Source organism: Congregibacter sp. (genome assembly GCF_047617445.1).
In the GTDB taxonomy this organism is placed as follows: Bacteria; Pseudomonadota; Gammaproteobacteria; order Pseudomonadales; family Halieaceae; genus Congregibacter.
The window spans coordinates 1-21,190 of the sequence record NZ_JBLGBE010000039.1; the positions used below are offsets into that span (position 1 = coordinate 1).

Here is a 21,190-nt window from a genome sequence, read left to right on the forward strand (position 1 = left end):
CCAAGCTGCATGTTCGTTATATGGTGGGTGGGCTTGCACCAGAAAGCGTTGGCCAGGAACGCGTGTATCGGGTGGAGTTTCCAGAGCGGCCAGGCGCGCTATTGAAGTTTCTGTCAGGCCTCGGGCAACGCTGGAATATTTCGCTGTTCCACTATCGCAATCATGGCGCTGCTTACGGAAGAATTCTCGTGGGTATGCAAGTAGGTGCAAAAGAGCGATCAGAAGCGCGGGCCTGCCTTGACAAGATTGGCTACCGGTATTGGGATGAAACGGACAACGCTGCCTATCGTTTGTACCTGGCTCGGCCAGAAAGCGGGCGTTAATACCGCGACGTCCTTTATGCCAACGGCTTGCTCTGGCAAGTATTCCATGCGATATTTGTGACTTAGTTACAAAAAAGCGGTGGTGGCTTGGACTTTGCCTCACGCAATCGGCAGCTAATTAGTCAGCTGCCCTAGAATTTATTAACAGGATATTGTGTGAAACAGCGCCCTGACATGTTGTTCGTCCTCACCGCGGTCTTCGGCCTCGGTGTGGTGGTTACCTTGTTGCTCCCCATGTCCGCCAACTCCACAGTTGCAGCCCCCGCATCACCATTGCAGGCAGGGGTAATCGGGAATCGCTAGTTAGCGAGCGCCGTAAAACGCATAATCCCGCTTTCTGTAATCACTGCGTTCAGGGGTTGGTCCCAAGATTCTTTCAGTAGATCCAGGGCATCGTCGCGCTGGCAGTCGTAGGCGAGTCCCAAGCGTAGCGCAGCATTGCAATCTTCGTTTCCCAGAAACCGATCGTAGTAACCGCCCCCCATACCTAATCGAAAGCCGCTGGCAGACCATCCGACCGTCGGTAGCAGCAACAATTCCAGAACACTCGCCGCGACAGGGTCTCCCTGGGGTTCGCCAATACCGTACCGGTTGTGCTGTAGGGGGTCCGAAGCAAACCACTCGCAAAACTGCATGCCTGTATCAGCCGTGATCACCGGAAGATAGAGGTGCTTGCCCGCTTCCCACGCCATCTGCGCAATCCTTGAGGGATCTAGCTCCCCATCGTTACAAAGATACAGCGCGATATGCTCAGCTTGCCAAAGTTGATCAGCGCTTAGCTGCACGGCAGCGCTGTGGGCGGCTGCATGAGCATAGGAGGTGGCCAGGCTTCGGCGTTGCTCGCGAAGATGTCGTCGCGACTCATTGCGTGACAAGCCTTCAGTACTCACAGCTCGAGATCCTGTTGTACTGTGGACTGTACTGTGGACTGTACTGTGGACTGTACTGAAATTTGTACTGGCATAGCGGCGGGGGCATACAGGCGTTGAGGGAACACATGTGTTCGTATACGTGTCTTCTTAGGCGCTGTGTAGATAAATCGTGGACATAAAAATCGGTACCCGGAGCACCGCTGACGATACGGCCCTTGAACCCGATGGTTCAAGGTGGTGGCTTCCGTGACGTATCAGGCTTCCCGGTCATGCCGGACTTGCACACCAACGTCAGCGGTCACCCCCGGTTAACGCTTATCGGCTCGAGGACAGAGTGTCTGGCAAATGCACCAGGGACCGAGACTGAGTATAACGTATCTGAAAGACGCTTAACGAATAGCTAACTGCTTTGTTCAGCCTATTTCGAGCTGACGTAACTGATGTAGAGCGTCATCAAGTTTGGCATTCAGGCTTGATAAGCCTGCGGGGTCTGCCATGTCGCTGATCTTAGTCGGAGCCGAGCTTGTCTTGCCAGCACCTTTTTTACCGCCGCTTGCGACACCGTTGCGGGTTTGCAGTAATTCGTGACTGATGTTCAGGGCTGCCATCACGGCAATTCGCTCAAGCCCGATGACCTTGCCTGTTGCGCGAATTGCACGCATTTGTTCATCCAGATGGCGTGCCGATAGAAGCAGCTCTGCCTGCTGATCTTGTGGGCAGGCTACCTGATATTCCTTTTCCAGAATCGTGACCGAAAAGGTGCTTGCGTTAGCACTCATGATGCTGCCTCCATGCTGCGTAGGCGCTGCAAAGTGGCTTCCACGCGGGCTCGAGCCAGATCATTTTTGGCGATCAGGTCTCGGCGCTCCTGCTGAAAACCCAGGTTATCCTTCTTCAGGGCCTGATTCTCGAGGTTGAGTTGGGTGCAAAGATCGATGAGTTGATCGATCTTAACTTCCAGAGTTTTTAAAACATCATCGGACATGCAGACATAACTTGCGCGACGCGGAGGGTTGTCGGCACTATAGGGTCCGTATTCAGGCAGGTCAACGGCGCTAACGCGCTTTGGAAATCACATTGTCTATATTAGAGCCACATCCCGGCGATTCCTTCGGGGGATTGTTTGACGAACTTGCCAACTCCTTGCTCGAGCAAGGCGAAATGTTGTCGCCCGCAGAATTGCACGGTTGCCTCTGTGGGTTGCTCGGTGGAGGCTTTCGCGGTGGCGAAGAAGCGCTGTTGGCAGAGCTGGAGCAGACCCTCGATCTATCTCTACACGGCGCCCTGGCAGACGGCGTGGCTACCTTACGCAGCGCAGCTATCGAAAGCCTGGGTGAAGGCTCTTTTGACTTTCACCCGCTTCTCCCTGAGGAGGAATTGGAGCTCTCGCAGAGGATTGAGGCCATGGCGCAGTGGTGTCGTGGGTTTCTCAGCGGTTATGCCCAGGCGCGGGTCAAGTCCGAAGGTCAGGGTGAGGCGGTACTACCTGATAGCGCAGAGGCGTTGCGTGACTTTGCGGCAATTGCGCAAGCTGTCGAGGATGACGACGAGCAGGATAGTAATGCAGAAGAGGATGCGTACTATGAACTGCTGGAATATCTGCGTGTGGCGGCAATGAACGTGATGTTGGACGCCGGTGTTGGCGGTGATGAGCCCGTTTCTTGAGCAATGACTGAAGCTCAGTCCTTTTCAGATCCCGAGGTTTCAGACCGCGTCGCCAACATCCCTCGCGGTGATTTGCGTCGCCGGCGGCGCCAATTGTTGGGCATGCTCGAGCACAACAGTATCGCCATCGTCACGGCGTGCTCACTCGCTACACGCAGCCGTGACACGGAATTTCCTTTTCGTCAGGACAGTGACTTTCACTACCTTACGGGCTTTCCGGAGCCTGATGCTGTGGCTGTGTTCCTCCCGGGCCGCGAGTATGGAGAGTACGTTCTTTTTTGCCACGAAAAAGATCCGCTGGAAGAACTTTGGAACGGTGAGCGCGTGGGAGCGGATGCGGCTTGTGAGCGTTATGGTGCCGATGACGCGTTCCCACTGAGCGATATTGACGACATCCTCCCGGGGCTGATTGAGGGTCGCGAGCGGGTTTACTACTCCATGGGTCGCAGCCGAGAGTTTGATACCCGGGTTATGGCCTGGGTGAACAGTATCCGCAGCAAAGTTGCCGCCGGCGCTGTTCCACCGGGTGAATTTACAGACCTGGATCATTTGCTGCACGAGCAACGGCTGTTTAAGTCCGCCGCTGAAATACGGCAGATGCGTCAGGCCGCCGCGATAACGGCCTTGGCGCATCGACGCGCGATGCGCCAGTGCCGCCCGGGCATGTACGAGTACCAGCTCGAAGCAGAGCTGCTACATGAGTTTGCGCGCCACGGCGCGCGTCATGCAGCCTATCCCAGCATCGTCGCGGGTGGCGCTAATGCCTGTACCATGCACTACATCAGTAACCAGCAGCGATTAAAGCGGGGCGACCTTGTGCTCATTGATGCGGGCTGTGAGTATCGTGGGTATGCGGCGGACGTCACCCGAACCTTCCCAGTGAGCGGGCGCTTCAACAAACGGCAGCGGGCGCTCTACGATCTTACGCTCGCGGCACAAGAGGCGGCCTTTGATGCCTTGGCGCCGGGGCGAGACTGGAACGCGGCACATACTGCGACTGTCGATGTTATTACCCGTGGGCTTGTGGATCTTGGATTACTGCGAGGTAACGTAAGTCGGCTCATCGAGCAGGGTGCGTATCAAGACTTTTACATGCATCGCGTGGGCCACTGGTTGGGCCTGGATGTGCACGATGTGGGCGACTACCGTCCCGGTGGCGAATGGCGACAGCTGGAGCCGGGTATGGCGCTGACTGTGGAGCCGGGAATTTATGTCTCACCGGACAATCTCGATGTTTCCGCTGCGTGGCGCGGCATTGGTGTTCGCATAGAAGACGACGTCGTCATTACCGAGCACGGCTATGAGTTGCTCAGTGCTGGCTTGCCGCGTAGCAGTGAAGAAGTTGAGGAGTGGATGCAGTGAGCGTACAGGCCCAGCATATTTTGATCGCCGGCGGTGGCATGGTGGGCCTAAGTCTCGCATTGCTGCTGCATGAGCAACTACCCGATTCCGCACGTATTACGCTGGTGGAAGGTCGGGCTTTGCCTGCACCGGGAGATGCCCAGACGGGCTATCACCCCGCATTTGATGCGCGATCTACGGCGCTGAGTTACAGCACGGCGACCTTGTATCGAGAGCTTGGGCTTTGGACGTCGCTGCTGCCAGGCTTGGCACCGATCAATCAAATACACGTGTCGCGACGCGGCCGCTTTGGCAGCAGTCTTCTTTCCAGCGCTGAGCAAGGTTGGGATGCATTGGGCTGGGTTGTCGAAAACCCCTGTCTCGGACGGACGTTGCTGGCAGCCGCACATGACTGTCCGCGCCTGACATTACGCTGTCCCGACCGGGTAACCGACGCTAAACCGTTGGGGCCTGGTGTGCAGGTCAGTTTGGCGGAAGAAAAAATTGAGGCAGATTTACTGGTTATAGCTGATGGCGCAGAGTCGATACTCCGGGAGAAGCTGGGTTTTCTCACCCAACGTAAGACGTATGGTCAAAGCGCTCTCATCGCGAATCTCGCCTTTGAGAAAGACCACGAGGGTTGTGCCTATGAGCGTTTTACCGCTACGGGTCCTTTAGCTTTATTGCCGTTGCCGCCCTCCGAGCAGGCGCCTCATCGTATGGCCTTGGTTTGGACCTTGGCACAGGTGGAGGCCGCTGCGATGGAGCTTGCAGAAGTGGAGGTTTTTTCTCGGACCTTGATTGATACTTTTGGTTATCGATTGGGTCGGGTACTGCGAGTGGGTGATCGGCAAAGTTATCCCCTCGCGCTGACCGAAGCGGTAGAGCAGGTAAGGCGCGGCTGCGTGGTTCTTGGTAACGCGGCACATGCGCTCCACCCCGTTGCAGGACAGGGCTTTAATTTGGCTTTGCGAGATGCGGCAGCGCTCAGTCACGCACTGGCGAAGGCCGTGGATAAAGGCCTTGAGACCGGTGACACTGCGGTATTGGCGCAGTATGCGCAGGACCGGCAGCGTGATCAGGCTCAAACTATTGCTGCAAGCGATGGATTACCGGCGCTATTTATGATGACTGATCCCCTGCTGTCTCTGGGTCGAGATCTTGCTTTGTCGGGGATGGATATGTTCCCGCTGCTGCGCCGGGAGTTTGTACAGCAAGCAGCGGGCATGGCGGCACTGGAGTCCCGGTATGCCTGAGGCAAGTTGTGACAGTGTTGATATTGCGATCGTCGGTGGTGGCATTGCCGGACTGGCGGCGGCCGCTGCTTTGGCGGGTTCCGGCCGCACGGTAGCGGTACTTGAGGCGCGGGAGTTGCCCCAGCCAGCCTCGGTTCAGGGGGATACCCCCAGCGATTATGATGCCCGGGTCAGCGCGCTAACGCCCAGATCTATCGACTTCCTAAAGCAGCTAGGCGTCTGGCCGGCTATCGAAGCTGCGCGATCCTGTCCTTATGCGCATATGACGGTGTGGGATGCAGAGGGTACGGGACGCATCGAGTTTGATGCCCAGGAAGTGTCGGCTGAATCCTTGGGCAGTATTGTCGAGAACAGCGTAATCACTTCCGCGCTTGCCCATAAAGTACAAAGCCTTAACGGGATTCGTGTTTTGGCGCCTGCTCGACTGTCTGACCTGAGTCTTGATGAGCATGGCTCGATATTGAAACTGGAGGACGGTGGGCATCTGCGGTGTCAGCTACTCATCGCCGCCGATGGCGCACGGTCACCCACCCGTGAGCTGTTGGGCATGCGGACTCGAGAGTGGGAATACGGGCATCGGGCCATCGTAACAACGGTAGCCTTCGAGGCCCCCCATCAGCACACTGCCTGGCAGCGATTTTTGCAGACCGGGCCTCTGGCCTTGCTGCCGCTGGCGAGTACGGATGACCGACTGTGCTCTATTGTGTGGTCCATTGAGGAGCATTTGGCCGACGAGCTTTTGGCGATGGATGACGAGGCGTTTGCTGAGGCGCTTGGACAAGCGAGTGAGCACGTCCTTGGGCAAGTAACGGCCTGTGCACCCCGTAAGGGTTTTCCTTTGCGTCAGCGTCATGCGGTGGATTATGTGCTGCCTGGCGTTGCTTTGGTGGGTGACGCCGCCCACACGATCCACCCGCTTGCGGGGCAGGGCATTAACCTGGGTCTTGCGGACGTGCAGGTGCTTGCACAGGAAATTAATACTGCCCTTGCTCGGGGCCTGAGTCCTGGCCGGATGGATGTTCTGGGGCGGTATCAGAGGCGTCGTAAGGGCGATAACCTCGCAATGATGGCTGCTATGGATGGGTTCAAGCGTTTGTTTGAGCAGCATGCGCCGCCGTGGCGTTGGTTACGTAATACCGGTATGCGCACTGTTGCAGGACTGCCGATGGTAAAGCGGCGTATTATTCGTCAGGCAATGGGCGTTGGTTGATCATCATTAACGCATTCGCGTTGAGTTTTCATGCTCCGCGGCTAAAATAGAGGCCGCAATGGACGCGTTTATTCTTATCAGGGGTTAAATCAATGAGTCATGTTCTTCCAGAGTTGCGGTTTGCCCGCAGTCACGAGTGGGCACGGGTGGAAGATGATGGGACCGTCACGGTTGGCATCAGCGATCACGCTCAGGAAGCGTTGGGCGACGTGGTTTTTGTTGAGTTACCCGATGAAGGCGCCGAGCTTGCTGCCGGTGATGAGGCGGGCGTTGTGGAATCTGTAAAGGCAGCTTCTGATATCTACGCACCGATCAGCGGGACAGTGGTCGCCGTTAACAGCGGTCTGGAAGATGCCCCGGAAACCGTCAATGGCGACCCATACCATGACGGCTGGTTTTTCCGACTGCAGCCCCAGGACAGCGAGGAAGTGCAGAACCTCCTTATGGATGCCGAGGCCTATCAAGCGCATTGTGCCGAAGACGATTAACGATCGTTTTACAGCCTCTGGTTTCTGAGGCTGATTTGCGGCCAGCCATGTTCTCTCCCGTGCTGCGCCAGCGTGGGGTCCGGATCTACCGCTACGGGATTGTCGACGATTTCCAGTAACGGCAAGTCATTGTGGGAGTCGCTGTAAAACCACGCGCCCTCCAAGGTCTCTTCCTCGCTGGCCAACCATTCCATGAGGCGTTGTACCTTGCCCTCGCGATAGGTCAGGATACCCGTGGGTCTTCCGGTAAGCAGTCCGTCCTTTATCTCGACGGCACAACCGAGCAGCTCCTCGATGCCAAGCAGCGCAGCGATGGGCCTTGTTACAAACTCATTGGTCGCCGTGATGATAAGCAAGCGGTCCCCCTGATCGCGATGTTTTTGGATGAGCTTGCCGGCTGCAGGCAGTAAGATAGGCGTGATGTAGTCACTGATGAACGCTTCCTGCAGCTCCTGGAGGGCCCGGGGATCGCGTCCAGCCAGAGGTGCAAGGGCAAATGTCAGATAGGCCTTGATGTCCAACTCGCCGCGCTGATAGTCGGCATAAAAGATTTCGTTGGCGGCCCGAAAACTGGCTTCGTCTACCATTCTCTGAACGCAGAGAAACTCTCCCCAGAGGTGGTCGCTGTCGCCGGCGATCAGGGTGTTATCGAGGTCAAAAATAGCGAGCGTCATGGTCATTCCTAAGCAAGGTTATCGCGGTGAGTAGAGCCAGGTCGAACGCAAGGGTAGCGACCTCCCAAATGCGTGGCAATTCTCAGTACCGCGTATTTGTGGAACAATCGGTAACCAGTTGTCATTGTGGACACAGTACTCATGATCGATGCGCAGGGCTTTCGGCCCAATGTCGGTATCGTCATCACTAACGATGACGGTCGGCTTCTGTGGGCGCGTCGCGTGGGTGGGCGCAACGCCTGGCAGTTTCCTCAGGGCGGCGTAAACGATGATGAAAAACCTGAAGAAGCACTGTATCGCGAACTCCGGGAAGAGGTAGGTTTGGCCCCTGATGCCGTAGAGGTTTTGGGTAGTACCCGAGGCTGGCTGCGTTATCGATTGCCCAAGCAGTATCAGCGCAAAGGCCAGCAACCGCTGTGTATCGGCCAAAAGCAAAAGTGGTATCTGCTACGTATGCTTGCGCCTGATAGTGCGGTGAGTTTGGCGCACGATGCAAAGCCCGAGTTTGATCATTGGCAGTGGGTTTCTTATTGGTACCCATTAAACGAGGTCGTGTACTTTAAGAAAGAAGTGTACCGCCGAGCGCTCAAAGAGCTTTCGGTCCCGTTGCTAAACGGTTTGTCCTCAGGCAGGCGGAGCATCTGAGTATGCTTTCGGTCCTGCGTAATATCGTACTTGAGGTTAACGCGGCTGAGTCCCTGGATGAGGTGCTCGGTATTATCGTGTCCCGCGTGCGCATGGCTATGGGTACTGAGGTGTGCAGCGTTTACATTCGCGACCGGAACGAAACACGCTATGTGTTCCGTGCTACCGAGGGTCTTAACGCAGCACAGGTAGGCAACGTGTCGCTTGCACCCGGAGAGGGCCTGGTAGGGCTCGTGGCTGAGCGGGGAGAGCCGGTGAATCTCGAGGACGCTGAGCTACACCCCAATTTCCAGTTGCTCCCCAACATTGGTGAAGAATCTTTCCATGCGTTTCTTGGGGTACCCATCATCCACCAGCGTGACGTGCTGGGTGTTCTGGTAGTTCAGCAGGCCCGCCGTCGGCGTTTCGATGAATCTGAAGAAGCGTTCCTCGTGACCATGTCTGCGCAGCTCGCTGGCGTTATTGCGCACGCCCGGGTCACCGGTGAGGTACCCGATGAAAGCAGCCCTGAGCGTGACAGTGTCTACGCCCGGATAAAAGGGGTTCCCGGTGCGCCGGGCATTGGTATCGGAACTGCGGTCGTTGTGTCGCCTGTGGCGGACCTCTACGCAGTGCCTCGACAGCTCAGTGATGATCGTCGTAGCGAATTGCGAGCGTTTAAGCGTGCATTGTCGCAGGTACGTCTGGATATTGAGTCTGTTGCAGAAAATCTGCGTGACAAGTTGAGCCCCGAAGATCTTGCTCTGTTTGACGTTTACATCGGTATTCTTGATGACTCAAGAATTGGTGGTGAAGTTGCATCGTTGATCAAATCGGGCGTGTGGGCTCAAGGCGCTTTGGCGCAGGTGATGATTGAGCACATCCGCCACTTTGAGGCTATGGAGCACAGCTATCTGCGGGAACGCGCCGTGGACGTGAAAGATCTTGGGGAGCGTGTACTCGGGTATTTGCAGGCGGACCAGCGGGATGATCAGGTGTTTCCCGAGAAAACGATTCTTGTCAGTGAGGAGCTCACGGCTTCGATGCTAGGAGAGATACCCAGAAGCCATCTTGCCGGGCTTATCTCGGTGCGTGGCTCCAGCAACTCTCATGTGGCGATTCTGGCTCGCGCCATGGGCGTTCCCACGGTCATGGGCGCCGTGGATCTGCCCTATAAGCGCCTTCGTGATATGTCTGTGGTCGTCGATGGCTACAACGGCAATGTTCACCTCAATCCCACCAAGGCCGTGATTCGCCGTTTTCAGGAAATTGCCGATCAGGATACCGAGCTCAACAAAGGTCTTGAGAGTCTTCGGGACTTACCCTGCGTCACTCTCGATGAGCAGCGTCTTACGCTCTGGGTGAATACTGGACTGATGGCGGATGTCGCCCGGTCATTGGATCGCGGTGCTGAGGGCGTAGGTCTGTATCGCACCGAAGTGCCATTTTTGATGCGCGAGCGCTTCCCCTCAGAAGAAGAGCAACGACAGATTTATCGCGAGCAGCTGGAGGCCTTTGCGCCGCGCCCGGTCACCATGCGTACCCTGGATGTGGGCGGTGACAAAGCGCTGCCGTATTTCCCTATCGAAGAAGCCAATCCGTTTCTTGGTTGGCGGGGCATTCGCGTAACACTGGACCATCCGGAGATTTTGCTCGCTCAGGTGCGAGCGATGCTTAAGGCCAACGAAGGCCTGGGGAATCTGCGCATCATGTTGCCAATGATCAGCAACATACCCGAGCTGGAGGAAGCGCTGCAGCTGATTTATCGCTGCCACCGGGAGCTGGCCGAAGAGGGCCTGGAGATGCCGCTGCCACCGATTGGTGTCATGGTCGAAGTGCCCTCAGCGATTTATCAGGCCCGAGCACTGGCGCGTCGAGTGGACTTTCTGTCCGTGGGAAGTAACGACTTAACGCAGTACCTGTTGGCGGTGGATCGCAACAATGCCCGCGTATCGGATTTGTATCACGCCTTTCACCCGGCGTTGCTGGAGGCCTTGATTCAAGTGGCCGATGGCGCCCACGCCGAGGGCAAACAGGTGAGTATTTGCGGCGAACTGGCGGGCAACCCGATGGCAGCAGTGCTGTTGTTGGCTATGGGTTACGACATGCTTTCCATGAACGTCACCAGCTTGCCTCGGGTGAAGCATGCGCTCCGCTCCATCACTGCTAGTGACGCCAGGGTTCTCCTGGACGAGGTCCGGCAGATGGAAAGCGGCCAAGCCATAGAGGAGCGTATCAGCGCGTTTTTCCATGCGCGGAACCTACAGCAGATGATGCCCGCGCCCATCGATTAGATAGTCTTTAGGGTATCCAGCTCAAAAGCGTCGATGCCCAGAAGCTGTCCCCGGGGATCAAACCGTTGTTCCTGAAATTCCAGCTGGCCATTTTCGTGCTGACGCAGTGTTGTGCAGCAACGGGTACCGTAGCGCTCAGTGACAATGAACTGTGCAGAGAGTTGTCGCGCCATTTCGCCGGATAAATTTTGTTCCTGCAGCGCCTGGATGTCAGCAAGGCTCCGGTCGCTAAGGCAGTCTCGCAGTTCATGGTGCGTGGGTGCTTCGAAGCCCCTGAGCTTGCTCTTGAGTTGCTTGCGAGCCCGGTTCACTTTCGGCCAGGGCACATCCAGAGCTGCGTTACTGAGGCCATAAACTCCTGGGACCAACGATCTCGGAGCTGATCTTTCTGTCGCGCTGCCATGCAGATACCAAAGGCTCCCCCGATCACCCACCAGAAGATTGAAGCCCTGATAGTCCTCAATGACTCTGGTGATACCCGTAAGATAGTCCTCGGGTGACTGGCCGCCTGCGAGAAAGTTGTGCGTGAGCTCTCCTCGAGAGCGACGGGCGCTATGCTCCCCCGCTGCTGGGTCTCGAATGTTGGTGATCGCGGCGAAGCGACCGCTGCGGCTCACGCCAAGCCATGTGCCTCCCGCTTGCAGGTCCCGCCCCGCCAATACCTGGGGAGTGTCCTCCCAGTAAGCCGCGGCAGACGCAGGGCGCTCATGAAACTCGTCACGGTTGGCTGCCATTAGCAGCGGCATTGCCGGATGTTGCTGCCAGGCAAAGACGATCAGACACATGGGTCAATTACTCAGTCGGTTTGTACATAGCTCAACGCTGCCCGATAATACCGACCTTGCGCGGCGCCACTGGTTGCGCTGCATATGTAACTGCAGATTTTTGTACATTTCTGTACATAGTACCTTGCCCTGGCTTCCTGGAAGCGCTCACCACATGCTGACCTATCCTGAAATTGATCCCGTAGCCCTTGCCCTGGGCCCAGTGCAAATCCATTGGTATGGCTTGACCTACCTGGCAGGGCTTGCCTTTGCCTGGGGTCTGGCCGCTCGCCGAAGCACGCGGCCGTATTCGCCCCTAGGGCGACAGCAGGTGGACGATCTGTTGTTCTACGCAGCGCTGGGCGTCGTACTTGGTGGTCGCATGGGCTACGCCATTTTTTACGGCGGGGAGCGTTTGGCTCAGGACCCGACCTGGTTGCTTCGGGTTTGGGAGGGTGGCATGTCATTTCACGGCGGCATGCTCGGTGTCATCATTGCGACCTGCTGGTATGCGCGCAGCCAAAAAATAGCCTCCGGGCCTCTGCTGGACTTTGTGGCTCCCCTGGCTCCTCTGGGGCTTGCGCTAGGGCGCCTGGGTAATTTTATCGGACAAGAACTTTGGGGTCGCGCAGCGGATGTGCCCTGGGCGATGGTGTTCCCTCGGGACCCTCTGCAGATCGCTCGCCACCCGTCACAGTTGTACCAGTTCGCTCTTGAGGGGCTACTGCTGTTTGTCATTCTGTTCTGGTTCAGTCATCGGATGCGACCTACTTGGGCCGTGTCCGGCGTGTTTGCCCTGGGTTATGGTCTGCTGCGCTTTGTGGCGGAGTTTTTCCGGGAGCCCGATGCCCATCTCGGGATTCAAGCCTTTGGCTGGATGACCCGGGGCCAAATACTTTGCGTGCCCATGATTCTTTTGGGACTTTATATGCTCTGGTACGCCTACGGGCGCACCGGTGCACGTTCATTGAAAAACTAGGGAGCAGTCATGCGGCAATATCAAGATCTGCTTAGGGATATTCTCGATAACGGCGTGCGTAAGGAAGACCGAACCGGGACCGGCACTTTGTCAGTCTTTGGTCGGCAGTTCCGACACGATCTCGCTGATGGATTTCCCTTGCTGACCACCAAAAAACTGCATTTGCGCAGCATCGTCAATGAGCTGATTTGGTTTCTCAACGGCGATACCAATGTCGCCTGGTTGCAGGAGCACGGTGTCAGCATCTGGAATGAGTGGGCAACCGACACCGGTGATCTTGGGCCGGTCTACGGCAAGCAGTGGCGGGCTTGGCCAACCAAGGATGGCGGGGAAATCAACCAAATCGAATATGTTCTTGATTGCTTAAAGCATCGGCCGGACAGTCGACGGATTCTGTTTCATGCCTGGAACGTCGAATATCTTCCCGATGAGTCCCTAAGCCCTCAGGAGAACGCCAAGGCCGGACGCATGGCCCTGCCGCCTTGTCACCTGCTGTATCAGTTTTACGTTGCTCAGGGGCGTCTGTCTGCGCAGTTGTACATTCGCTCAAGTGACACCTTCCTGGGTTTGCCCTTCAATACAGCAAGTCTCTCTGTGTTGGTGCTGATGCTAGCTCAGCAGACGGGGCTGGAACCCGGCGAAATAATCGTGAGTACCGGTGACTCTCATCTCTATCTAAATCACATGGAGCAAGTGCAGGAGCAGTTGTCGCGAGAGCCTCGGCCACTTCCCAGGCTCGCGCTCTTACGCAAGCCCGACAGCATCTACGAGTACCGCTTTGAGGATTTTGAGCTCAGCGACTACGACCCGCACCCGCACATCTCCGCTCCGGTGGCTGTGTGAGTGACTTCCCCATTGCCCTGATCGTGGCCGCTGCGGACAACGACGTGATTGGTCGCGACAACGCGCTGCCCTGGAAGCTTCCCGGCGATCTTGCGCACTTCAAGCGTACAACCATGGGTAAACCGATACTTATGGGACGGCTTACTTACGAATCTATTGGCAGACCCCTGCCCGGACGCGCAAACATTGTTATTAGCCGCAATCCGGGCTATTTCGCTGACGGCGTGAGCTGCGTGGAAAGTCTCGACAAGGCGCTGGAGCTCGCACAGGACATCGCGTCTATCGACGGCAGCAGCGAGCTAATGGTTATTGGCGGCGCTCAGATCTACGCACTGGCGCTGCCCAGAGCGAGTCGAATCTACTTAACGCGTGTGCATCTAGCGCCTGCAGGGGATGCGTATTTGCACGGTATTGATTGGAGTCAGTGGAAGGAGGTGGCGCGTCAGGAAAATCCGCCCGAGGCCCCGGCCCCGGCCCACACGTTTCTTGAATACACGCGCCGCACACCTTTAGACCCGGTTAACCCCCCAGAAAACGTTACCCAGTGAGGAAATAATGTTACCGAACTACCCAGATGACCCTTGGCCTGAAAATCGCTACATCAGTTGTTTGAAATGAGTCATTTTATCTGCTTATATCTCTCGCCCGGTCTACGACTAATTCAGTTGGTCCAAGCCCGAAATTTGGTCTCGACTGCAATCAAAAAGAACAGTTCATATTTCTCTCGACACAGGAAGCACAATTCCCATGACTAGCTATCGACTGAAGAATGTGCTGCTTGTCGCCGTAGCGTCACTGTCCGCCCTCGTGGGTCTGGCAGCGTCGGCTCAGACAAGCACACTCGACGACATACTCGAGGTGAGTGCCCAGAAAACGCAAGCGGCACGCCAGTCCCAGGTGAAGGTAGATCGTCTTGCAGACGAAACCCGCAATCTGCTCGACGACTACAAAACAGTCATGAAGCAGATTGATGGTCTACGCGTCTACAACACACGTCTGCAACGCCAGATTGATAATCAGGTTCGACGCATCTCAAACATCGACGAATCCATCGACCAGGTTACGGTCATCCAGCGTCAGATGACGCCGCTGGTGATTCGTATGATCGACGGTTTGGAGCAGTTCGTTGAAATGGACGTGCCTTTCAACCTGGACGAGCGCCGTCAGCGAATCGAATTCCTTAAGACCAACGTGGATCGTTCTGATCTGACCGTTGCCGAGAAATTCCGACAGGTGCTTGAGGCTTACAACATCGAGCTTCAGTACGGGCGCGGCTTTGAGACCTACAGCGACACCATTGATTTGGGCACTGGCCCGCGGGATGTAGACTTCCTGCGTATCGGTCGCATTGCCTTGGTATACCAGACATCTGACGGCCAAGAAGCCGGCGCCTGGAACAATAACACCCGCAGCTGGGAGCTCCTGGCAGCCGGTGATTACTCTGCGGCCATCCGCAAGGGTGTTCGTATCGCCAAGAAAACGGCCACCATCGAACTCCTTAACATGCCCATCGCTGCACCGGAGGCGCAATAATGAAATCGCTTAACAATATGGTTTCCGCCCTCGTACTGGGCGGTTTGGTTGCGATGAGCAGTTCTGTCTTCGCACAGGACGAGGCCGCTCCAGCCGCTCCCGAGCCGGATCTGCGTGCGGTCGCCGCCGAGAATATGAGTCAGCTGCTTGATTTTGTTAAGCAGGGACAGGTTACTGACGCATCAGCTAACCGCGAACGCGAGCAACGTTTCGCCGGTGCTAAAGCTGACCAAGAGGGCATGCTCCAGGATGCTGAAAACGAGCGTACTCGCGAAGAGCGTCGTTCTGCACAGCTCGAGGATACTTTCGAATCGAACGAGCTGTTGGTTGCCGACAAGCAAGAGCAGTTACGCGAGCGTCTGGGTGCCCTGACAGAATTGTTCGGACACCTGACAGCCGCTTCGGGTGACCTTAAGTCCAACTTGGACGTGTCACTGGTGTCATCACAATATCCGGACCGTGGCCTGTTCTTGAAGGACCTCATCGACAAGATGAGCACGTCTGACCGTCTGCCGAGCATCGAAGAGATAGAGCGTGTGTGGTACGAAATGCTCCGTGAAATCACTGAGACCGGCAAAGTCGTGTCATTCACCACGGAAGTTGCAACAGCGTCGGGTGAACGTGCTCAACGTGATGTAATTCGTGTCGGTGCCTTTAACGTAATCGATACCGAGGGTAACTACCTCGCTTACAACAACGACAGCCTGGCTGTACTGCCCCGTCAGCCTTCCGGCAGCTACACAGGCTGGGCCAGCGAATTGGCCAATGCTTCTGGCGGCCTGCATCAGTTTGGTATTGACCCCACGGGCCCCACAGGCGGTTCATTCCTCGCGGCAATCATTGATAGCCCGAATCTGGAAGAGCGCTGGCACCAGGGTGGCTACGTTGGTTATGCGATCACTGCAGTCGGTGCATTTGCCTTTATCCTCGCCATCTTCCGAACACTGGTTCTGACCGGCGTTAGCGCCAAGGTCAGCAAGCAGCTCAAGTCTGATAAGGCAATGGACAACAACCCACTGGGTCGCGTCCTGAAGATTCACGAAGACAACCCGAGCATGGATCTGGAGACTCTCGAACTGAAGATGTCCGAAGGTGTTATGCGCGAGACTCCCAACTTGGAGTCAGGCTTAACACTGCTCAAGATCATCGCTGCAGTAGCCCCGCTCATGGGTCTGCTGGGTACGGTGACCGGTATGATCGTGACCTTCCAGGCCATCACCATCTTTGGTGCCGGTGATCCGAAGGCCATGGCTGGCGGTATTTCTGGTGCATTGATCACCACGGTTCTCGGTCTGCTGGTAGCTATCCCGACAGTTCTGCTTCACACGCTGGTAAATGGTCGCGCACAGCGCATCATCCACGTGCTGAATGAGCAGGCGACGGGCATCGTTGCTGCGCACTCCGAAGCCAGCTCTAAGTAAGCGGGAGGCTGCTAAGCATGGGAGGCTTCCTGGACACCATTCTCGCCTTTATGGACAAAGGCGGGAATGTGCTCTGGCTAATCGCGATCCTGGTCTTTGTGATGTGGACCCTGATTTTTGAGCGGCTATGGTTTTTCACCTTTGTGTGGCGCAAAGAGGTTTTCGAGACCATCAGTGCCTGGGAGGCGCGCACCGAGCGCAAGTCCTGGAACGCTAAGCAAATCAGGTTTCGTTCACTCTCTATCAGCCGCGAAGACATTCAGGCCAACCTGCCTATCATCACTACTCTGGTCGCTCTGTGCCCGCTACTGGGCCTGCTGGGTACGGTTACCGGCATGATCGAGGTGTTTAACGTGATGGCGGTGACCGGCGGTGGCGATGCCAAGTCGATGGCCGGAGGTGTTGAGCGAGCCACAATTCCGACGATGGCGGGCATGGTTGCCGCGCTCTCTGGATTGTTTGCCAACACCTACATACAGCGTGTCGCAGATCGCGAGCAGGAATTGCTCGAAGACCAGCTGACTTCCGACCACTGATTTTCAGATCACTGAGCCGGACCAACAGGTACTTATTACATGCGCAAATTTGTCAAGAAGCAGGAAGATGAGGGGGCTGAGATCGATCTCACGCCCATGCTGGACGTGGTATTTATCATGCTCATCTTCTTTATTGTTGTCGCTTCTTTTATCAAAGAAGCGGGTATCGAAATCAATCGTCCCGATAACACCAACTCAGATCCTTCGGACGCCAGCAGTATCTTGGTGCGAATTCAGGCCGATGATCAGATCTGGATGGAGAATCGCCGGGTAGATGCTCGCGCAGTGCGAGCGAATATTCAGCGACTCCTCGCAGCGGATCCTGAGCAGGCGGTGAGTATGAAAGTGGACAAAGGCGCCACAGCCAATACCGTTGTCGATGTCGCTGATGCGGCGCGCGAAGCGGGGGCCGGGGCGGTCAACTGGGCGAGCGGGGAGCGTAAGTAATATGAGCTTGCAAGAGAGCGCTGCCAGACGAAAAGCCTCCGACCCCGAAGCGGGGCAGATTGATCTGACGCCCATGCTGGACGTCGTATTCATTATGTTGATCTTTTTTATCGTGACGTCTTCCTTTGTGAAGGAACCCGGTGTCGAGATTTTCAAGCCACAGGCAGCGACTACGCTGGCTTGTGAGCGGGGCACAATCATCTTTGCCGTTGATAGCAAGGGCGATATCTACTACAACAAGAACAAGGTGCCTATGGAACGCGCGTCCCAGACGGTTGAGATAGCCAAAAAGGAAGCACCACAGGCAAATATGGTGATCCAGGTAGATCAGGATACGCCGGCCTATGTGGTTGAGGACCTGTATGACGCGGTCCGCGATCAGCTGACGTCTCCGCCCTGTATCTCCACGGATGACGAGGCGTAATCGTTATGGGTAATTCTTTTGTAAGAGCGTTTATTGGGGCACTGGTTGCGATACCAGTCGTATTCGGACTTTTCTTCCTGATGCAGAGCCTTATCGACAAAGACTACGAGCAGAACGACGCGAAGGGTCGCAAGATTGCTGATATCGTCGTGCCAGAACGCGAGATCGAGGTGAATACCAAAGAGATTAAGCCCGAGAAGGTGGAGGATCCCGAAGAGCCACCACCCGAGCTCCAGCCCTTAGAGCTTGATTTTGATACTGACATGGACGTTGCGAATATCGCGCCTAACGCTGGTGTACAGCTACAAATAAACAGCAGCGGGATGTCTTCTGGTGACGGCGAATATCTACCGATCGTGAAGGTCGCGCCGATCTACCCGCGCCGTGCCCAGACTCGCGGCATCACAGGCTACTGCATCGTTGAATACACCGTCACGAAGAGTGGCTCGATTAGAGAGCCATTAGCGGTCGATTGTTCACCTTCAGGTGTATTTGAGCGTGCATCCTTAAAGGCCGCCGAGAAGTTCAAGTATAAGCCTCGCGTTGTAGACGGGGAGCCGATTGAAGTGGCAGGCGTACAAAACAAGTTTACCTATGAACTCGAGCAGTGATCAGCGAACAAGCGAAGGCATGTTTATGAATTTCACAAAACGCGCAATGAATGCTGGGGTCAGAAGTTTTCTTCTGGCGCTTCCATTAGTGGCGGCACAGTTGGTTGTTTCACAGACGGCTCTTGGCCCGGCCTTAAGCGGTATTGCCGCGGCACAGGCGCAGGATAAGCAAGAGCAAGAGACTCGGCGCACGCCGGCTTTGCGAAACAAGGTTTACGAGAAGTTGGCGGAGGCGCAGGAAGCGGCGGAGGCCAAGAACATGGCGGGCGCGGCTCAGGTTCTGGATGACATGCTCGCGGGTCGTCGCGATAACGAGCTCAACAGCTACGAGTTGGCTAACGTGTACAACCTTTACGCGTTTATTCACTACTCGAACGAAGACTACACCTCGGCGCTTCAGTCCTACGAGAACGTCATCAAGCAGCCAGATATTCCTCTGGCGATGGAGATTAATACTCGCTTTACCGTAGCGCAGTTGTACTTTGTGCAGGAACGCTGGGCGGACGGCATCGACGCACTGCAAAAGTGGTTTGATATGACCGAGATACCCAATGCGTCAGCTTACGTGTTGATGGCACAGGGTTACTACCAACTCAAGGATTACGATAAGGCGCTAGAAAACATCAATGTTGCAATTGACGATTTTGACACCAGGGGCAAAATACCCAAAGAGCAGTGGTACAACCTCTCTCGGTTCTTGTACGCCGAAAAGAATATGATCGACGAGGCGACGGTGACGTTGCAGAAACTGATCACCTTCTATCCCAAGAAGCAGTACTGGGTGCAGTTGAGCTTTATGTATTCTGAGCAGAACAAAGAAGCGCTTCAACTCGGGGCCATGGAGACGGCTTATGTTCAGGAAATGCTTGAGAAGGATGGCGAGTACCGCAACATGGCCTCGCTCTTCTTAAACGCTGAAGTGCCTTACAAAGCGTCGCTGGTTTTACAGAAGGGTTTGAAGGCGGAAATTGTTCAGGACAACACGAAGAACTGGGAGTTGCTTGCCGGCGCACTGCGTCAGGCGCAAGAAATTGATGAGGCGATCCCCGCTATGGAGAAGGCTGCTTCAATGTCCGACGACGGGGATCTCTACGCCCGTTTGGGAAATATCTATCTGGACGCAGATCAGAACGAAAAGGCTATAGAGTCGATCAACAAGGGTTTGAATCGCGGCGGTGTTAAGCGCGCCGACAATGCCCGTCTTGTTCTGGGTATGGCCTATTTCAACACCAAGCAGTATGCCAAGGCGAAGGAAGCCTTTCGTGCTGCGGGCCGTGATGAACGTTCTAAAAAGTACGCCGAGCAGTGGACGAAGTACATGAACTCGGAGCTAGCGCGTCAAAAGAGTCTGGCCGCGGAAGGCTAATACCATCCTTCTTTCGCCCGATCGAAGAACCCCAATGGGGATTTCAAAGCGCGCAGCAAAAAACCACCCCTAAGGTGGTTTTTTTTTGGTCTTTGGTCCCGGGGGAGTAGCTCGTGCACGCAAAAGATCCACAGCAGGACCTCGACAAACGTAGCGCTGGGCAGGAGCAAGCCTGGCCGAGGCCCCTTTACGCCTGGTTTGTCGTTGGGGTTTTGATGCTGGCCTACATGAATTCTTTCATCGACCGGCAAATTTTGAGTTTGTTGGTGGAACCGATTCGCCGCGATTTGGGTGTCACTGATACTCAGGTCAGTTTGTTAGCCGGCTTGGCGTTCTCAATTTTCTACACATTGATGGGTGTACCCTTGGCACGTCTGGCGGATCAATCGCACCGCCGAAACATCATCGCGGTGGGAATCGGTAGCTGGAGCGTTATGACGGCTATGTGTGGGGCAGCACAGAACTTCTGGCAGCTTTTCTTGGCGCGTATAGGCGTCGGAGTGGGTGAGGCAGCACTGTCCCCTGCGGCTTTCTCGATGATCGCGGACTACTTCCCAAAGCAGCGCCTGGCGAGGGCGATCAGTGTTTACTCGATGGGCGTTTACTTGGGTGCTGGGCTCGCTTTAATGATCGGTGGGATCGTCATCAGTATGGTTTCAAAACTTCCACCGGTGGAGCTGCCACTGGTGGGCTCCGTTTACTCCTGGCAGTTGACCTTCTTGTTTGTTGGATTCTTAGGACTCCCAATCTTACTCCTCGTGTTTTTGATTCGTGAACCGGTACGGCGTGGAGATGCTCGCGATGTTGATGGCTCTGACGGTGCGTCCTTTACCGAGCTTAAGGTCTTCCTCCGCGCTAATCGCTGGACGGTGATTTGGCACTTCGCGGCGTATTCGTTCATCGGAATTGGCATCATTACCTATTTGACCTGGGCGCCTACGCTGTTCATCCGCACATATGGCTGGGATGCACCAAAGGTTGGACTGATCTACGGCGCTTTAACCTTTGTGCTTGGAACTGCGGGTGTATACACGGGAGGTTTTGTCGCGGACTGGCTGCATCGCCGAGGTCATCCGGATGCAATTCTTCGCGCCACCCTGTACGGGGGTATCGTCGCCTTGCCGGTGGCTGTCGCAACTCCATTGGCCCCGAATGAAAACCTGGCCGTAGTGGGGCTGGCTTTCACAACATTTTTGCTCGCTTATCCTCAGGGCCTGCCGGCTGCAGCGTTGCAGGTGATAGCGCCGAATCGTCTTCGCGCACAAATGACAGCGCTGTATTTTTTGGTGGGTAACCTCGTGGCTTTGGGTCTTGGTCCCACCATTGTCGCGCTAGTCACTGATTATGGTTTTGGCGATCCTATGATGCTGCGGTATTCGATGGCCATTGTTTGCGGCGTTGCAATACCTTTGGGGATTGTCTCAGTGTATCTGAGTCTAAAGCCCTACCGGGCCAGTGTTGCTCGTGCTGAAGCGGCGGACGAAGCTGCGTCTGCATCGGTCTAGACTGCGGCGAGATG

General features: G+C 55.8%; 24 protein-coding genes, 1 other RNA gene and 1 pseudogene. 20 read left to right on the top strand and 6 right to left on the bottom strand.

What is annotated here, in order from left to right:
• Positions 1-323: pseudogene (locus ACI9KD_RS10310) on the top strand (threonine ammonia-lyase, biosynthetic); the annotation flags it as partial.
• Between the two features lie 156 nt (positions 324-479).
• On the top strand, positions 480-626 hold the full coding sequence (locus tag ACI9KD_RS10315; protein WP_414981083.1) for a hypothetical protein: 147 nt from the start codon (positions 480-482) through the stop codon (positions 624-626).
• On the opposite strand, the gene ACI9KD_RS10320 is transcribed toward ACI9KD_RS10315, so the two are convergent.
• The 4 genes from ACI9KD_RS10320 to ACI9KD_RS10335 form a co-directional block, all read right to left on the bottom strand.
• Entirely contained in the window at positions 623-1,213 is a 591-nt protein-coding gene (locus tag ACI9KD_RS10320; protein ID WP_414981084.1) for a 5-formyltetrahydrofolate cyclo-ligase, read from the bottom strand. The genes ACI9KD_RS10315 and ACI9KD_RS10320 overlap by 4 nt on opposite strands.
• A 164-nt stretch (positions 1,214-1,377) precedes the next feature.
• A non-coding RNA gene (gene ssrS, locus ACI9KD_RS10325) (6S RNA) lies at positions 1,378-1,555 on the bottom strand.
• Positions 1,556-1,608: 53 nt separating this feature from the next.
• Positions 1,609-1,974 (bottom strand): cell division protein ZapA, encoded by a 366-nt coding sequence (locus ACI9KD_RS10330; protein WP_414981085.1) that lies wholly within the window; start codon positions 1,972-1,974, stop codon positions 1,609-1,611.
• Complete coding sequence (locus ACI9KD_RS10335; protein ID WP_414981086.1) at positions 1,971-2,180, bottom strand: TIGR02449 family protein; 210 nt, start codon at positions 2,178-2,180, stop codon at positions 1,971-1,973. Before ACI9KD_RS10335 ends, ACI9KD_RS10330 begins: the two co-directional genes overlap by 4 nt.
• 92 nt (positions 2,181-2,272) lie before the next feature.
• Here ACI9KD_RS10335 and ACI9KD_RS10340 point away from each other — a divergent pair, with 92 nt between their 5' ends.
• The 5 genes from ACI9KD_RS10340 (at position 2,273) to gcvH (ending at position 7,155) form a co-directional block, all read left to right on the top strand.
• Positions 2,273-2,860 carry a UPF0149 family protein gene (locus tag ACI9KD_RS10340; RefSeq protein WP_414981087.1) on the top strand — a complete coding sequence of 196 codons (588 nt, stop codon included), beginning with the start codon at positions 2,273-2,275 and terminating at the stop codon, positions 2,858-2,860.
• Between the two features lie 3 nt (positions 2,861-2,863).
• Positions 2,864-4,222, top strand: a complete 1,359-nt coding sequence (gene pepP, locus ACI9KD_RS10345) for a Xaa-Pro aminopeptidase (protein ID WP_414981088.1) — start codon at positions 2,864-2,866, stop codon at positions 4,220-4,222.
• Positions 4,219-5,457, top strand: a complete 1,239-nt coding sequence (gene ubiH / locus ACI9KD_RS10350) for a 2-octaprenyl-6-methoxyphenyl hydroxylase (protein ID WP_414981089.1) — start codon at positions 4,219-4,221, stop codon at positions 5,455-5,457. The genes pepP and ubiH overlap by 4 nt, the downstream gene beginning before the upstream one ends.
• Positions 5,450-6,667, top strand: coding sequence for a UbiH/UbiF/VisC/COQ6 family ubiquinone biosynthesis hydroxylase (locus ACI9KD_RS10355; RefSeq protein WP_414981090.1), 1,218 nt, complete (start codon positions 5,450-5,452; stop codon positions 6,665-6,667). The genes ubiH and ACI9KD_RS10355 overlap by 8 nt, the downstream gene beginning before the upstream one ends.
• 92 nt (positions 6,668-6,759) lie before the next feature.
• Positions 6,760-7,155 (top strand): glycine cleavage system protein GcvH, encoded by a 396-nt coding sequence (gcvH, locus tag ACI9KD_RS10360; RefSeq protein WP_414981091.1) that lies wholly within the window; start codon positions 6,760-6,762, stop codon positions 7,153-7,155.
• An 8-nt stretch (positions 7,156-7,163) separates the two neighbouring features.
• Here the strand turns inward: gcvH and ACI9KD_RS10365 are convergent, their stop codons facing one another.
• Positions 7,164-7,829 (bottom strand): HAD family hydrolase, encoded by a 666-nt coding sequence (locus ACI9KD_RS10365; RefSeq protein WP_414981092.1) that lies wholly within the window; start codon positions 7,827-7,829, stop codon positions 7,164-7,166.
• Positions 7,830-7,970: 141 nt separating this feature from the next.
• Here ACI9KD_RS10365 and ACI9KD_RS10370 point away from each other — a divergent pair, with 141 nt between their 5' ends.
• Together ACI9KD_RS10370 and ptsP are read left to right on the top strand one after the other, a co-directional pair.
• Positions 7,971-8,474 carry an RNA pyrophosphohydrolase gene (locus ACI9KD_RS10370; protein ID WP_414981113.1) on the top strand — a complete coding sequence of 168 codons (504 nt, stop codon included), beginning with the start codon at positions 7,971-7,973 and terminating at the stop codon, positions 8,472-8,474.
• Positions 8,475-8,476: 2 nt separating this feature from the next.
• Entirely contained in the window at positions 8,477-10,747 is a 2,271-nt protein-coding gene (ptsP, locus tag ACI9KD_RS10375; protein ID WP_414981093.1) for a phosphoenolpyruvate--protein phosphotransferase, read from the top strand.
• Here the strand turns inward: ptsP and ACI9KD_RS10380 are convergent.
• On the bottom strand, positions 10,744-11,532 hold the full coding sequence (locus tag ACI9KD_RS10380; RefSeq protein ID WP_414981094.1) for an NRDE family protein: 789 nt from the start codon (positions 11,530-11,532) through the stop codon (positions 10,744-10,746). The two genes, ptsP and ACI9KD_RS10380, sit on opposite strands and share 4 nt — an antisense overlap.
• Before the next feature lie 154 nt (positions 11,533-11,686).
• On the opposite strand from ACI9KD_RS10380, the gene lgt reads away from it, so the two are divergent.
• The 11 genes from lgt to ACI9KD_RS10435 all read left to right on the top strand — a co-directional run bounded on the left by lgt (position 11,687) and on the right by ACI9KD_RS10435 (position 21,176).
• On the top strand, positions 11,687-12,490 hold the full coding sequence (gene lgt, locus ACI9KD_RS10385; protein WP_414981095.1) for a prolipoprotein diacylglyceryl transferase: 804 nt from the start codon (positions 11,687-11,689) through the stop codon (positions 12,488-12,490).
• Positions 12,491-12,499: 9 nt separating this feature from the next.
• The gene (locus ACI9KD_RS10390; protein ID WP_414981096.1) at positions 12,500-13,333 is read left to right on the top strand and encodes a thymidylate synthase; all 834 of its coding nucleotides are present in this window, start codon (positions 12,500-12,502) and stop codon (positions 13,331-13,333) included.
• On the top strand, positions 13,330-13,881 hold the full coding sequence (locus tag ACI9KD_RS10395) for a dihydrofolate reductase (protein ID WP_414981097.1): 552 nt from the start codon (positions 13,330-13,332) through the stop codon (positions 13,879-13,881). Before ACI9KD_RS10390 ends, ACI9KD_RS10395 begins: the two co-directional genes overlap by 4 nt.
• Positions 13,882-14,080: 199 nt before the next feature.
• Positions 14,081-14,866: a DUF3450 domain-containing protein gene (locus tag ACI9KD_RS10400; RefSeq protein WP_414981098.1), complete on the top strand. Its 786-nt coding sequence runs from the start codon at positions 14,081-14,083 to the stop codon at positions 14,864-14,866.
• Positions 14,866-16,287 (top strand): MotA/TolQ/ExbB proton channel family protein, encoded by a 1,422-nt coding sequence (locus ACI9KD_RS10405; protein ID WP_414981099.1) that lies wholly within the window; start codon positions 14,866-14,868, stop codon positions 16,285-16,287. Before ACI9KD_RS10400 ends, ACI9KD_RS10405 begins: the two co-directional genes overlap by 1 nt.
• Positions 16,288-16,304: 17 nt before the next feature.
• Positions 16,305-16,823: a MotA/TolQ/ExbB proton channel family protein gene (locus ACI9KD_RS10410; RefSeq protein WP_414981100.1), complete on the top strand. Its 519-nt coding sequence runs from the start codon at positions 16,305-16,307 to the stop codon at positions 16,821-16,823.
• A gap of 39 nt (positions 16,824-16,862) precedes the next feature.
• On the top strand, positions 16,863-17,270 hold the full coding sequence (locus tag ACI9KD_RS10415) for an ExbD/TolR family protein (RefSeq protein ID WP_414981101.1): 408 nt from the start codon (positions 16,863-16,865) through the stop codon (positions 17,268-17,270).
• A 1-nt stretch (position 17,271) separates the two neighbouring features.
• The gene (locus ACI9KD_RS10420) at positions 17,272-17,694 is read left to right on the top strand and encodes an ExbD/TolR family protein (RefSeq protein ID WP_414981102.1); all 423 of its coding nucleotides are present in this window, start codon (positions 17,272-17,274) and stop codon (positions 17,692-17,694) included.
• Between the two features lie 5 nt (positions 17,695-17,699).
• Positions 17,700-18,305, top strand: coding sequence for an energy transducer TonB (locus ACI9KD_RS10425; protein WP_414981103.1), 606 nt, complete (start codon positions 17,700-17,702; stop codon positions 18,303-18,305).
• Positions 18,306-18,330: 25 nt separating this feature from the next.
• Positions 18,331-19,671 (top strand): tetratricopeptide repeat protein, encoded by a 1,341-nt coding sequence (locus tag ACI9KD_RS10430; protein ID WP_414981104.1) that lies wholly within the window; start codon positions 18,331-18,333, stop codon positions 19,669-19,671.
• 113 nt (positions 19,672-19,784) lie between these two features.
• Positions 19,785-21,176, top strand: coding sequence for a spinster family MFS transporter (locus tag ACI9KD_RS10435; protein WP_414981105.1), 1,392 nt, complete (start codon positions 19,785-19,787; stop codon positions 21,174-21,176).
• Positions 21,177-21,190: the final 14 nt, after the last annotated feature.